The sequence below is a fragment of the Stenotrophomonas geniculata ATCC 19374 = JCM 13324 genome (genome assembly GCF_001431625.1).
GTDB classification, from domain to species: domain Bacteria; phylum Pseudomonadota; class Gammaproteobacteria; order Xanthomonadales; family Xanthomonadaceae; genus Stenotrophomonas; species Stenotrophomonas geniculata.
In genome coordinates this window covers 1-12,266 of the sequence record NZ_LLXT01000092.1, presented here as the reverse complement: position 1 = coordinate 12,266, position 12,266 = coordinate 1, and the positions used below count along the sequence as shown (strand labels likewise).

The following is a 12,266-nucleotide window of genomic DNA, read 5'->3' as shown; positions in this document are numbered from 1 at the left end:
AATCCTGCGGTAGTGCCGGCCGCTGGCCGGCAACCGCTAAAGCCCCCTCCGGGATACAGAACGACACGCAATTGCGAGCTATTCTCATCAATGATGTAATGGGCAGTCCCCGTCCGCCCCGAACCGTGCCGTGAGCCGTCCTGCCTCTTCCACCGTGCAGCAGCAACAGAACCGTGGCTTCTGGCTGCGGACGCTGCACCAGTGGCACTGGATCAGCTCGGCGGTGTGCCTGATCGGCATGCTGCTGTTCGCGGTGACCGGCCTGACCCTCAACCATGCCGCGAAGATCGAGGCCAAGCCCGAGGTGCAGAACCAGCATCTGGAGCTGCCGGCCGAACTGCTGGGCCAACTGGGCACCCGCGAAGACGGCAACGCGCCGATCCCGCGCCCGGCGCGGCAATGGCTGGATACGCAGCTGGGCATCGCCATTGGCGGCCGCCCGGCCGAATGGTCGGCCGAAGAGATCTACCTGTCGCTGCCGCGCCCCGGTGGCGATGCCTGGCTGAGCATCGATCGCCAGACCGGCGCGGTGGAATACGAATCAACCTCGCGCGGCGCGGTGTCCTACCTCAACGACCTGCACAAGGGCCGCAATGCCGGCCCGGCGTGGGGCTGGTTCCTGGACCTGTTCGCCGTGGCCTGCCTGGTGTTCTGCATCACCGGCCTGTTCCTGCTGCACCTGCATGCGCGGCAGCGGCGCATGACCTGGCCGCTGGTCGGCCTCGGCCTGATGATCCCGCTGCTGATCGCCCTGCTGCTGATCCACTGACTTTCCTTCGTTCCTGGAGCCGCCCCATGCGCGTCACCCTGACCATCGCCCTCAGCGGCCTGCTGGCCACTTCGCCGGCCTATGCCACCACGCTCGACATCAACGTCGAAGTGCCCAAGCTCAACGTGGCCGAGTACCACCGCCCGTACGTGGCGGTGTGGCTGGAAGGCGCCGACCAGAAGGTCGCGGCCAACCTGTCGGTCTGGTACCAGCAGACCAGCAACAGCGAAGGCCATGGCACCAAGTGGCTGCCCGACCTGCGCCAGTGGTGGCGCAAGAGCGGCCGCACCCTGCAGGTGCCGGTGGACGGCGTGACCGGCCCGACCCGCCCGGCCGGCAAGCACGCGCTGTCGTTCAACGACAAGCAGCCGGCACTGAAGCAGCTGGCCCCGGGCAACTACACCCTGGTGGTGGAAGCGGTGCGCGAAGTCGGCGGCCGTGAACTGCTGAAGATTCCCTTCACCTGGCCGGCCACCGCCGCACAGAACGGCAAGGCGCAGGGCGCCACCGAACTGGGCCAGGTCACCCTCGCCGTCAAACCCTGAGAGGGGACGGAGGGGATCAAGTCGTAGCCCCCTCTTCCTTGCCGCATCACCCGCATCCACTGGAGTCCTCCGCATGAAGCGCACGCTCGTCCTCGCCGCCGCCCTGGCCGCTGCCCTTCCCTTCTCCGCCCTGGCCCACAAGGCCTGGCTGCTGCCCTCGCAGACCGTGATCGCCGGCAACGCGCCGTGGATCACCGTCGACGGTGCGGTCTCCAACGACCTGTTCTATTTCAACCACGTGCCGCTGCGCCTGGAATCGCTGGTGATCACCGCGCCGGACGGCAGCACCGTGCAGCCGCAGAACGCCTCCACCGGCAAGTACCGCAGCGTGTTCGACATCGAACTGAAGCAGCCGGGCACCTACCGCATCGCGTCGGTCAATGACGGCCTGTTCGCCACCTACGAGCAGAACGGCGAGCGCAAGCGCTGGCGCGGCAGCGTCGCCACCTTCGGCGAACTGCCCAAGGACGCAAAGAAGCTGGAAGTGAGCCAGTCGGTCGGCCGCGTGGAGACCTTCGTCACCAACGGTGCGCCGAACGACACCGCGCTCAAGCCCACCAACCGTGGCATCGAGCTGGTCGCCGTCGGCCACCCGAACGACCTGTTCGCCGGCGAGGAAGCCACCTTCCGCGTGCTGGTCGACGGCAAGCCGACCGCCGGCCTGGAGTTCGAGATCGTGCGTGGCGCCACCCGCTACCGCAACGCGCAGGACGAACTGAAGGTCACCAGCGATGCCAAGGGCGAGATCAAGGTGACCTGGCCGGAAGCTGGCATGTACTGGCTGGAAACCGGCACCGAGGACAACAAGACCTCGGTGAAGCAGGCCGCCAAGCGCCGCCTGAGCTACGTGGCCACGCTGGAAGTGCTGCCGCAGTAATGACGTGGACCGCGATGCCGGGCAGCCCCGGTATCGCATCTGCAGCACACCACCATGACCGATCCCCAGCTCGACATCGCCCGCCTCGGTGGCATCACCATGGGCACCACCTGGAGCGTGTCGCTGGTCGCGCCGCGCCAGCGCGACCTGCACCCGCTGCATGTCGGCATCCAGGCGCGGCTGGACGAGGTGGTCGCGCAGATGAGCACCTGGGAGCCCGGCTCGGACCTGAGCCGCTACAACCGCGCCAACGCTGGCCAATGGTGCGCGCTGCCGGCTGAGACCCGCCAGGTGCTGGCCTGCGCACAGGCCATCGCCGCCGCCAGCGATGGTGCATTCGATCCCACCGTCGGCCCGTTGGTGGCACTGTGGGGTTTCGGTGCACATGCCGGCGAACGCCGCCAACCCGATGCCGCCACCGTGCGGGCCACGCGCGAGCGCTGCGGTTGGCAGCGCCTGCAATGGCGCAGCGATGCGCTGCTGCAACCGGGCGGACTGGAACTGGATCTGTCGGCGATCGCCAAGGGGTTCGGCGTCGATCACGTGGCCGCCTGGCTGCGCGATCAGGGCATCGCTGCTGCACTGATCGAGGTCGGTGGCGAACTGGCCGGCTACGGCCGAAAACCGGACGGCCAGCCGTGGCGCGTGCTGGTGGAGTCCGCACCGGAAGAAGACGCGCACACCGAAACACCACCGCGGGTGCTGGCACTGGAGGACAAGGCGGTGGCCACCTCCGGTGATCGCTGGCACCAGTACCAGGCCGATGGCGAGGCTTACAGTCACAGCCTGGACCCGCGCTCTGGCAGACCGGTGCGGCAGGTCGCCGCAGCGGTCACCGTGGTGGCGGACGACGCCATGCACGCCGATGCCTGGGCCACCGCACTGACCGTGCTCGGCCACGAACAGGGCATGGCGCTGGCCGAACGCGAAGGCCTGGCTGCACGCTACCTGCAGCGTGCAGCAGACGGCCCCCGGGAATTTCTCAGCAGCGCCTTCCAGCGCCTGCTCGACGAGCAGGACGCATGAGCGCACGTCCATCGCGCGCGTGGCTCGGCAACGCACTGGCCCTGCTCCTGCTGGCGCTGATCGCCTGGGCGTTGCTGCGACTGCATCTCGGCGAAGCCTGGTGGCAGGGCGCGCCGCCGGCACGGCGAACGCAGATTGCGATCATCGCCACCGCGCTGTATGCGCTGGCCTGCGCCGCACTGTGGTGGCGTGGGCGACCGCGCGACGATGCTGCCTGTGGCGACGTCGCACCGATCCTGATGGTCTGGTCCAGCCAGACCGGTTTTGCCCGCGAACTGGCCGAACGCAGTGCCAAGGCATTGCGCGGTGCCGGCGTGCCGGTGCGTGTGCGCGGCCTGCATGAGGTCGACGCCACGCTACTGGCCGACAGCCAGCGTGCATTGTTCATCGCCAGCACCACTGGCGAAGGCGACCCACCCGATCATGCGCTGCCGTTCCTGCGCGGCGTGATGACCTCACCGCCTGCGCTGCAGCACCTGCAGTACGGCGTGCTCGCACTGGGCGACCGCAGTTACGGCCACTTCTGCGGATTCGGCCACCAGCTCGATCAGTGGCTGCGCCAGCACGGTGCGCATCCGCTGTTCGATGCGATCGACGTCGACAACGCCGATCCGGCCGCGCTGCGCCATTGGCAGCAGTTGCTGGGCCAGCTCGGCGGCGGCGCCAGCGAACTGCCCGACTGGAGCCCGGCCGAGTACCAGCCGTGGACGCTGCTGCAACGTGAGCATCTGAACCCGGGCAGCCCCGGCGGCCCCGTGTATTGGCTGCGCCTGCAGCCCCCGGCCGATGCAGATGCGCAGTGGCAGGCCGGTGACATCGCCGAGATCGGCCCGCAGCACGCACCGCACACCGTGCGTGCCTGGCTGGACGCACAACGCTTCGATGCGGATACCGTGCTGGATGACGGGCAGACGTTGCTGGCACGCGTCGCGCGCTCGCACCTGCCCTCATTGGTTCCCCCGGGTGATCTGCCCGCATTGCTGGCGACCCTGCAACCGCTGCCCCATCGCGAGTACTCGATTGCCTCGGTGATGGCCGACGGTGCGGTCGAGCTGCTGCTGCGCCGACAGCTGCGCGCGGACGGCACGCCTGGCATCGGCAGCGGCTGGCTGTGCGACCACGCGGCCATCGGCGAACCGGTGCAGCTGCGCCTGCGCCGCAACGACAATTTCCATGGCGTGCCCGCCGATGTACCGCTGCTGCTGATCGGCAACGGCACCGGCATCGCCGGCCTGCGCGCGCATCTGCACGAACGTATCCGCAGTGGCGCACGACGGACCTGGCTGCTGTTCGGTGAGCGCACCGCCGCGCACGACTTCCACTTCGGTGAAGAACTGCAGGCCATGCTGGCCGACGGCTCACTGGCGCGGTTGGATGCCGTGTTCAGCCGCGACGGCGGCGCGCATCGCTATGTGCAGGACCGGCTGCTGGCCGAAGCGGCAACGCTGCGGCAGTGGGTGGATGAAGGCGCCACGATCCTGGTCTGCGGCAGCCTGCAGGGCATGGCCCCGGCGGTGGATGCGGTGATCGAGCAGGTGCTGGGTGTTGCGGGCAAGGAAGCGCTGTTGCTGGCCGGTCGCTACCGGCGCGATGTGTATTGAGGTTGCCGCATCCACGCATGGCGTGGATCTACTGCGCGGCGTGTCCAGGCATGGCAACTACACCCCAGTAGATCCACGCCATGCGTGGATTGAGCCACCGGCGCCCAGGAATCATCCCGCTGCTGCACTGACCCGTATCGCCAACAACTCGCCACCGCCCTGCAACGCGTGCCGCTGACGTTCGCCGGCCGCCAACCACGCGGTATCGCCGGCCCGTAGCGCGGGCAGGCCGCTGTCGGCACCGAACTCTGCCTGACCGGACAGCAGATGCAGCGCCCAGGCCACGCCCGGTTCGCAGAAGAAGAACATCGCGCCCACCAGCGGCCGGTGCAGCAGTTCGGCCTGCAGCAGCTCGCGCTTCCACATCAGGTTGAAGTCGTGGGTGGTGCCATCGACCAGTTCACCGTGCAGGGTTTCCTCGCCGGCAAAGCGCACCCGTCCATGCGGCGGCAGGACTTCGGCAACGCGGCCACCGTCGAAGCGCAGGCGCACGCCATTGCCCTGCAGCAGTACCAGTTCGCGCTCCACGCCGGGGAAGGCGGAGAACGCGGCGTCCTGTTCGATCTCGGCCACCGACAGGCGCAGCGCCCAGTCATCCCCCTGCGCAGGCAGGCGCAGGATCTCGCGGGTCCAGCCAAGTCCATTCCGCCAGCGTTCGCGGCGGTAGTCCAGGCGGGAGATCACCTGGCTCGGAGTGTGCAGCAGGGAGTCGATGTTCATCCGCGCATTGCATCATGCCGCGCGCCGTCGTGCATCACCGCGTGGCGAGCGTGCCCTGGCCACCGCACCCGCCGGCCAGCAGCTGCGAGTGCTTCAGCCAATCCTGGTCGGGGTAGTAAGCAAACACCATCGTGCCACCACGCAACGCATCGATCAGCGGCTTGGCCACCGACAGCCGCACCGCCGGGCAACCCAGGCTGCGTCCCAGCCGCCCCTGCAGCTGCGCGGTAGCCGGGTTCACGTACGGCGCACCATGGATGACGATCGCTCGGTCACGCGCGCGGTCATTGAAGCCCGGTTCCAGGCCGGCCAGGCGCAGCGAATATCCATTGCCGCCCATGTAGGTCTCCTGCGCGGTGAACGCGCCGAGACTGGACATGAAACTGCCGTCGCGGTTGGAGAAGTGCTCGGTGCGGTTCTCGCCGCTGTTGCGGCCATGCGCCACCCATTCCTCGAACAACAGGCGCTGATGGGCCAGGTCGAACACCCACAGCCGCGGCTCGGTGGACGGGCGCGAGTAATCGATCACGCTGAGGCGATCACCCTTGATGCCCAGTTCCGGCCGCTGCAACGCACAGCGCATGGCGTGCGCCGCCAGCTGCAGCACGTGGCGGTCGGCCTTGGGCGCACTGCGCGACAGCAGGGCAGCCAGATCATCGGCAGAGGTGGCGAGGGCGGGCGTCTGTGCCAGCGCCGGGGCGCTGGCCGAGGTCGCCAGCAGGCCGAACGCGGCCAGCCGGCACAGGCGGGATGCAGTCATGGGCACAACGAGGGGACTCAGTTGCCCTTGAGGGTGGACCCTGGCGGCTCGGATTCCAAGACCGGCTGCATTCCGGATTCAGCCGGGCTTGGGCGGACCGCCGGCAGCGAGGTGACCAGCAGGGTCGTGCCCGGCACCAGCACCTGGTACAGCTGGCGAGCGAAATCGGTCGGCAGCGCCATCGGCAGCGAGGGCGTGGCCAGCAGGTCCGGCGTGGCCTGGGCACGGTCCTGGCCCAGCAACGGATAGGCCGTCCACTGGTGCAGCCGCTGGTTCACGTCCAGCGGGCTGGGGGTGTCGCTGTAACCCTGCCCCATCACGAACAGCGTGGTGCCCTGGAAGGCCGGCAAGGCGTCGGCCTTCAGCGGCGACTCGCCAATCATCACGCCGTCGCGCAGCACGTACAGGCGCTGGTCGTGCAGGCTGACCAGGATGCCGACCTGCCCGGCCGGCGCCGCGGCGTCGTCCCACCAGGCCTGTGCCGGGGCTCCGCCCTCGGTCTCCGGCAGGGCCTGGCCGCGCGCGTTCACCGGCGCCAGCACCGACGGATAGGCCAGGGTCATCGGCGAGCTCTTGGCATCGGCCACGACCACGGTATCGCCGCGCTGGGTTTCACTGAACAGCTTCTGCGCGAAGGCCTGCGGCAGGCGCACGCAGCCGTGCGAGGCCGGATGCCCGGGCAGGCTGCCGCCATGCAGGGCGATGCCGTCCCAGGTCAGCCGCTGCATGTACGGCATCGGCGCGCTGTTGTAGAGGTTGGACTTGTGGTCCTTGTCCTTCTGCAGGATGGTGAACACACCGGTCGGCGTCTCGTGCCCGGCCTTGCCCGAGCTGATCGTGGTCAGGCCGATGGCGATACCGTTGCGGTAGACATAGGCGCGCTGCTCATCAAGGCTGACCACCAGCACGATCGGGCCGGTCGGCGAGATTTCCGGATGCCACAGGTATTCGCCCGGCTTGAGGTCGGTCGGTCCGCGTACCTCGGCGGTGGCCACAGCGGCAGCTGCAGGCTTGGCGGCCGGCGTCGGCGCAGCGGCATGGGCCAGCAGCGGCAGGGCCAGTGCAAGGGCGAGCATCAGGGTCGTGGGGCGGTGCGGAAGCATCCAGCGGGGGTCCTTTCCATGCAGAGCGGCCACCGTACACCATCGGCCCGTGGTGGCCGCGGCAAAACCAGGCGCCGGAAATGAAACTGCCCGGCGACACAGCCATGTGTCGTACCGGGCAATCGTTACGTCCTTGTCGGCCTGCTGCCGCCCCCTCGCATCCTGCGCTGTGGGGGTAGCGTTGCATCCTGCACGCGGCCGCGTCTGTCCTGTTTGTATCTCAGCCCCTTCCACAGGTCTGTGATGCCACCATCCTGGTGAGTGGTGCCGCGTCCTGCGGCGGTCGGTGGTCACGGCCTTCCTGTCCGTGACCGGTGAACCAGCCTCCTGCCGGTTCCGACGATTCCTGCTGTCAGCGCCTCGGTACGGTTCGCACCGGTACCGATCCGGGTACCGGATCCGCCGGCAACAACCTGTTGCGTACGGTGATCCGCTGTCGATTCCGTTCGACGATTGCTTTCCCTATCCCCTTCACCTGCGCCAGGTCCTCGACGCGATGAAACGGGCCGTGTCTGCGCCGGTGCTCGACGATCGCCTCGGCCTTGGCGGCTCCGACCATCGTCAATCCCTGCTGCAGCGCCTGGGCATCGGCGCGGTTGATGTCGATCGGTTCGGCGGCATGCGCCCCTGCGATCCACACGACCAGCACCAGTGCCCTCAACACGACACTCCAAGGCACGACGTGTATCTCCTTGTGGTTCTGACCGTCCCGACCGGCAATCCCGTCGGTAGGAACAGTGTCCGTCACCACATGCACACAGCCTATCGGTTTCCTGGATTTCTAAAAGCCAGCCAAATACCCGACGTGATGTAGGAAAAACCCTACCCACGGCACAGGCGTAGAATGTCGCGATCACAGCCCATGCAATCGGAGTTTCAGATGGACAGCGCCAAGCTCGGCCAATTCGTCAATGACAAGTGGGACAGCGAGATCGTCCCGCAGTTGGTCGACTACATCCGCATTCCCAACAAGTCGCCGATGTTCGACGCCAATTGGGTGCAGAACGGCTACATGGAACAGGCGGTCACGCTGATGGAGAACTGGGCCAAGGCCCAGCAGCTGCCCGGCCTGAAGGTTGAAGTGGTGCGCCTGGAAGGCCGTACCCCGCTGATCTTCCTGGAAATTCCGGCTACCGGCGCCGAAACCGGCGACGACACCATCCTGCTCTACGGCCACCTGGACAAGCAGCCGGAAATGACCGGCTGGGACGACGACCTCGGCCCGTGGACCCCGGTCCTGCGCGGCGACAAGCTGTATGGCCGCGGCGGCGCCGACGACGGTTACGCCATCTTCGGCTCGCTGGCCGCCGTACTGGCGCTGCAGGCCCAGGGCCTGCCGCACGCCCGCTGCGTGGTGCTGATCGAAGCCTGTGAAGAATCGGGCAGCTACGACCTGCCAGCCTACGTAGACCACCTGGCCGACCGCATCGGCAAGCCGTCGCTGGTGGTCTGCCTGGATTCGGGCTGCGCCAACTACGACCAGCTGTGGTGCACCACCTCGCTGCGCGGCCTGACCGGCGGCAACTTCACCGTGAAGGTGCTCAACGAAGGCGTGCATTCCGGCGATGCCTCCGGCGTGGTGCCGTCCAGCTTCCGCCTGCTGCGCCAGCTGCTGTCGCGCATCGAGGACCAGGACACCGGCCGCATCCTGATCGACGGCATGAACGTTGAAATTCCGGCCGAGCGCCAGGAACAGGCCAAGCGCGCCGCCGAAGTGGTCGATACCGAAATCTTCGAGAAGTTCCCGATGGTCGACGGCCTGCGTCCGATGAACGAGGACCTGACCGAGCTGGTGCTCAACCGCACCTGGCGCCCGGCGCTGTCGGTCACCGGCGTCGGTGGCATGCCGGCATTGGAATCGGCCGGCAACGTGCTGCGCCCGCAGACCTCGGTGAAGCTGTCGCTGCGCCTGCCGCCGACCGCCGATGGCAAGACCTGCGGTGAGCTGCTGAAGGAAGCGCTGCTGCGCGATCCGCCGAACGGCGCGCAGGTCACCCTGGATCTGGAAAAGGCCTCCACCGGCTGGAACGCCCCGGCCATGGCGCCGTGGCTGACCCAGGCCATCGACGACGCCAGCCAGGCCTTCTTCGGCAAGCCGGCGATGTACATGGGCGAAGGCGGCTCGATCCCGTTCATGGGCATGCTGGGTGAGAAGTTCCCGGGCGCCCAGTTCATGATCACCGGCGTGCTTGGCCCGCACTCCAACGCGCACGGCCCGAACGAGTTCCTGCACATCCCGATGGGCAAGAAGGTCACCGCCTGCGTGTCCAAGGTGATCAGCGAGCACTACGCGGCCAGCCTGCGCGGCGAGACCAGCGGTTCGCCGGTGGCTGCCGACAGTGGCACCCGCCACGGCGACCACGGCTGCTGCTGATTACGTCACACCGTGACGGACGCAGTCTGGCCTTGCTAGGCTGCGTCCACCCTTGCTGGAAATCGCGCGCATGAATGGTCTGTTCGGCAGCAGCAGCTGGCTCTACATCATCCTGGTCGGCTTCTTCGTCGGCCTGCTCGGGCGTTTCTTCATGCCCGGCAACAACCGCATGGGCTGCCTGCTGACCATCGTGCTGGGCATCCTCGGTGCGCTGCTGGCCGGCTGGTTTGGCCAGTACATGGGCTGGTACGCCCCCGGTGAGCCGGCCGGTTTCCTCGGTGCGGTGGTGGGCGCGGTGGCCGTGCTGGCCGTCCTGCGCCTGTTCAGCGGCCGCCGCTGAGCCCGCATCCCCTTCCCTTCCTGTTCCCGACGTTGGCGCGCCCGGCGCGCCCGGATATGCCTGCATGACCGAACCCGCCTCCGATCCCCAGCGCAGCGCGCAGCGCCTGCGGTGGGCCCGTACCCAGCTCGATGATGCCAGCGCGGTGGTCGAACGCGCCTCGGTTGATGCCGGCATGCGCAGCTACTGGCGCACCACCAGCACCGGTGGCAGCCACATCGTGATGGATGCCCCGCCGGGGCTGGAAGATCCGCGGCCGTGGCTGCGCATGCGCGGCCTGCTGCACGACAACGGCCTGCGTGTGCCCGCGCTGCTGGCACAGGATCTGGAGGCCGGCTTCCTGCTGCTGGAAGATCTCGGCGGCCCGACCCTGGCGAAGATCCTCGACGAGCGCAACGCCGATGAATGGTTCGGCCGTTCGATCGAACAGCTGCTGCGCCTGCAGGCGATTCCGGTGCCGGCCGACTTCGGCCAGTTCGGCGAAGCGCTGCTGCAGCGTGATGCCGGCCTGTTCGACGAATGGTTCCTGCAGCGCCACCTGAACCTGGAGCTGGACTGCGGCGAGATCGAAGGCCTGCAGCTGGTGCATCGCCGCCTGATGGACAACGCGCTGGGCCAGGCCCAGCTGATGACCCATCGCGACTACATGCCGCGCAACCTGATGCCGGTCGACGACGGCCCCGCCGTGCTGGATTTCCAGGACCTGGTGCGCGGCCCGATCGCCTACGACGCGGTGAGCCTGTTCAAGGACGCCTTCCTGAGCTGGCCGCTGCAGCGCGTGGACGAGTGGCTGGCGCAGTACCACGAGCGCGCGCACGACGCCGGCCTGCCGGTGCCCGACCGCGCCACCTTCCTGCGCGATGCCGACTGGATGGGCATCCAGCGCCACGTGAAGATCCTCGGCCTGTTCTGCCGCCTGCGCTACCGCGACAACAAGGGCCATTACCTGGACGACGCACCGCGCTTCATCAACTACCTGGATGAAGTGCTGCCGCGTTACCGCGAACTGGCACCGCTGCAGCAGCTGCTGGACGACCGCATCAAACCGGCGCTTGCCGAACTGGCCGCACCGATGCGCGTGGCCCGATGAAGGCGCTGGTCTTTGCCGCCGGCCTCGGCGAGCGCATGCGCCCGCTGACCCTGCACACGCCCAAGCCGCTGCTGGAAGTAGCCGGCAAGCCACTGATCGTCTGGCACCTGGAGCGCCTGGCGGCGCTCGGTGTGCGCGAGGTAGTGGTCAACACCGCGTGGCTGGCCGAGCAGTTCCCAGCGACGCTGGGTGATGGCAGCCAATGGGGCCTGCGCCTGCATTTCCTTTACGAAGGGCAGACCCCGCTGGAAACCGGCGGCGGCATCCTCAACGGGCTGCCGGTGCTGGGCGACGCCCCGTTCCTGGTGGTGAACGGCGACATCTGGACTGATTTCGATTTCGCCACGCTGCCGCGCGAACCACAGGGCCAGGCGCACCTGGTGCTGGTCGACAATCCCGCGCAGCACCCGGACGGCGACTACCGGCTGGACGCGCAGGGCCTGCTGCACCACGACCGCCAAGGGCCGTGCCTGACCTACGCGGGCATCGGCGTGTATCGCCCCTCCATCGTGGCCGACTGGCGCACGGTGATCGGCGATGCGCCGGGTAGCGAGCGTGTTCCGCCGAAGTTCTCGGTGGTGCCGCTGCAGAAGCATTTCATGGCGCAGGGGTTGATGACGGGGCAGCACCATCGCGGGCGTTGGACCGATGTGGGTACCGTGGATCGCCTGCGCGCGCTGGATGTTGAGTTGGCGGCGAACGGCTGAGCCCCTCGTGGCTGGACGTTTTGAGAGCAGAAGCCTTGCTTGGCCGGGCGGGGTGGGCTGCGCAGGGGACGCTGCAAGTACGTCCATGTAAGCTCGGTCGCCGCATCCATGCGGCTCACGCCCCTGCGCAGCCCACCCCGACCGGCCTCTGACAGTTTCCGTGCGCGTCCAGCCACGGAAAAGAAAAAGAAAATCAAAAGCGGATCGCTTCGCTGCGCTCGCTCTGGTGACGGCCAACGGTCGTCACCCACCAACAGCAGTCAGCAGTGCAGTACGCAGTCCCGGCAGATCGCGGGAACCTGTCGAAGGCGGGGCGCTGTGGGTTTGCGGGGTGTGAGCCGCATGGGCCCGAGG

The 12,266-nt window shown here is 67.9% G+C and carries 13 protein-coding genes; 9 read left to right on the top strand and 4 right to left on the bottom strand.

Annotated elements, in window-relative coordinates:
• The first annotated feature begins 130 nt into the window (after positions 1 to 130).
• From ARC63_RS07770 to ARC63_RS07750, 5 genes are all read left to right on the top strand, one after another.
• Positions 131 to 769 carry a PepSY-associated TM helix domain-containing protein gene (locus tag ARC63_RS07770; protein WP_010483588.1) on the top strand — a complete coding sequence of 213 codons (639 nt, stop codon included), beginning with the start codon at positions 131 to 133 and terminating at the stop codon, positions 767 to 769.
• Between the two features lie 26 nt (positions 770 to 795).
• Complete coding sequence (locus tag ARC63_RS07765) at positions 796 to 1,314, top strand: DUF2271 domain-containing protein (protein ID WP_004147429.1); 519 nt, start codon at positions 796 to 798, stop codon at positions 1,312 to 1,314.
• Between the two features lie 73 nt (positions 1,315 to 1,387).
• Positions 1,388 to 2,191: a DUF4198 domain-containing protein gene (locus ARC63_RS07760; RefSeq protein WP_057502957.1), complete on the top strand. Its 804-nt coding sequence runs from the start codon at positions 1,388 to 1,390 to the stop codon at positions 2,189 to 2,191.
• Positions 2,192 to 2,245: 54 nt separating this feature from the next.
• The gene (locus ARC63_RS07755; protein ID WP_057502956.1) at positions 2,246 to 3,217 is read left to right on the top strand and encodes an FAD:protein FMN transferase; all 972 of its coding nucleotides are present in this window, start codon (positions 2,246 to 2,248) and stop codon (positions 3,215 to 3,217) included.
• The gene (locus tag ARC63_RS07750; protein ID WP_057502955.1) at positions 3,214 to 4,818 is read left to right on the top strand and encodes a sulfite reductase subunit alpha; all 1,605 of its coding nucleotides are present in this window, start codon (positions 3,214 to 3,216) and stop codon (positions 4,816 to 4,818) included. The genes ARC63_RS07755 and ARC63_RS07750 overlap by 4 nt, the downstream gene beginning before the upstream one ends.
• Before the next feature lie 111 nt (positions 4,819 to 4,929).
• Here ARC63_RS07750 and ARC63_RS07745 read toward each other — a convergent pair whose 3' ends face one another.
• From ARC63_RS07745 to ARC63_RS07730, 4 genes are all read right to left on the bottom strand, one after another.
• Positions 4,930 to 5,538: a HutD/Ves family protein gene (locus tag ARC63_RS07745; protein WP_049413417.1), complete on the bottom strand. Its 609-nt coding sequence runs from the start codon at positions 5,536 to 5,538 to the stop codon at positions 4,930 to 4,932.
• A gap of 34 nt (positions 5,539 to 5,572) precedes the next feature.
• Positions 5,573 to 6,298 (bottom strand): murein L,D-transpeptidase catalytic domain family protein, encoded by a 726-nt coding sequence (locus ARC63_RS07740; protein WP_057502954.1) that lies wholly within the window; start codon positions 6,296 to 6,298, stop codon positions 5,573 to 5,575.
• 17 nt (positions 6,299 to 6,315) lie between these two features.
• Entirely contained in the window at positions 6,316 to 7,401 is a 1,086-nt protein-coding gene (locus ARC63_RS07735) for a L,D-transpeptidase (protein ID WP_057502953.1), read from the bottom strand.
• A gap of 352 nt (positions 7,402 to 7,753) precedes the next feature.
• On the bottom strand, positions 7,754 to 8,065 hold the full coding sequence (locus ARC63_RS07730; protein WP_228355127.1) for a ComEA family DNA-binding protein: 312 nt from the start codon (positions 8,063 to 8,065) through the stop codon (positions 7,754 to 7,756).
• 216 nt (positions 8,066 to 8,281) lie between these two features.
• Here ARC63_RS07730 and ARC63_RS07725 point away from each other — a divergent pair, with 216 nt between their 5' ends.
• The 4 genes from ARC63_RS07725 (at position 8,282) to murU (ending at position 11,912) form a co-directional block, all read left to right on the top strand.
• Positions 8,282 to 9,775, top strand: a complete 1,494-nt coding sequence (locus ARC63_RS07725; protein WP_010483606.1) for a M20 family metallopeptidase — start codon at positions 8,282 to 8,284, stop codon at positions 9,773 to 9,775.
• A 70-nt stretch (positions 9,776 to 9,845) separates the two neighbouring features.
• Positions 9,846 to 10,115, top strand: a complete 270-nt coding sequence (locus ARC63_RS07720; protein WP_010483608.1) for a GlsB/YeaQ/YmgE family stress response membrane protein — start codon at positions 9,846 to 9,848, stop codon at positions 10,113 to 10,115.
• A gap of 64 nt (positions 10,116 to 10,179) precedes the next feature.
• Entirely contained in the window at positions 10,180 to 11,205 is a 1,026-nt protein-coding gene (locus ARC63_RS07715; protein ID WP_057502951.1) for an aminoglycoside phosphotransferase family protein, read from the top strand.
• Positions 11,202 to 11,912: an N-acetylmuramate alpha-1-phosphate uridylyltransferase MurU gene (gene murU, locus ARC63_RS07710; RefSeq protein ID WP_057502950.1), complete on the top strand. Its 711-nt coding sequence runs from the start codon at positions 11,202 to 11,204 to the stop codon at positions 11,910 to 11,912. The genes ARC63_RS07715 and murU overlap by 4 nt, the downstream gene beginning before the upstream one ends.
• Positions 11,913 to 12,266 lie beyond the last annotated feature (354 nt).

Bases quoted from the DNA above. Each gene is read 5' to 3' on its own strand.
- ARC63_RS07765 (WP_004147429.1), top strand. From the start codon at position 796: ATGCGCGTCACCCTGACCATCGCCCTCAGCGGCCTGCTGGCCACTTCG.
- ARC63_RS07760 (WP_057502957.1), top strand. From the start codon at position 1,388: ATGAAGCGCACGCTCGTCCTCGCCGCCGCCCTGGCCGCTGCCCTTCCC.
- ARC63_RS07755 (WP_057502956.1), top strand. From the start codon at position 2,246: ATGACCGATCCCCAGCTCGACATCGCCCGCCTCGGTGGCATCACCATG.
- ARC63_RS07750 (WP_057502955.1), top strand. From the start codon at position 3,214: ATGAGCGCACGTCCATCGCGCGCGTGGCTCGGCAACGCACTGGCCCTG.
- ARC63_RS07745 (WP_049413417.1), bottom strand. From the start codon at position 5,538: ATGAACATCGACTCCCTGCTGCACACTCCGAGCCAGGTGATCTCCCGC.
- ARC63_RS07740 (WP_057502954.1), bottom strand. From the start codon at position 6,298: ATGACTGCATCCCGCCTGTGCCGGCTGGCCGCGTTCGGCCTGCTGGCG.
- ARC63_RS07735 (WP_057502953.1), bottom strand. From the start codon at position 7,401: ATGCTTCCGCACCGCCCCACGACCCTGATGCTCGCCCTTGCACTGGCC.
- ARC63_RS07725 (WP_010483606.1), top strand. From the start codon at position 8,282: ATGGACAGCGCCAAGCTCGGCCAATTCGTCAATGACAAGTGGGACAGC.
- ARC63_RS07720 (WP_010483608.1), top strand. From the start codon at position 9,846: ATGAATGGTCTGTTCGGCAGCAGCAGCTGGCTCTACATCATCCTGGTC.
- ARC63_RS07715 (WP_057502951.1), top strand. From the start codon at position 10,180: ATGACCGAACCCGCCTCCGATCCCCAGCGCAGCGCGCAGCGCCTGCGG.
- murU (WP_057502950.1), top strand. From the start codon at position 11,202: ATGAAGGCGCTGGTCTTTGCCGCCGGCCTCGGCGAGCGCATGCGCCCG.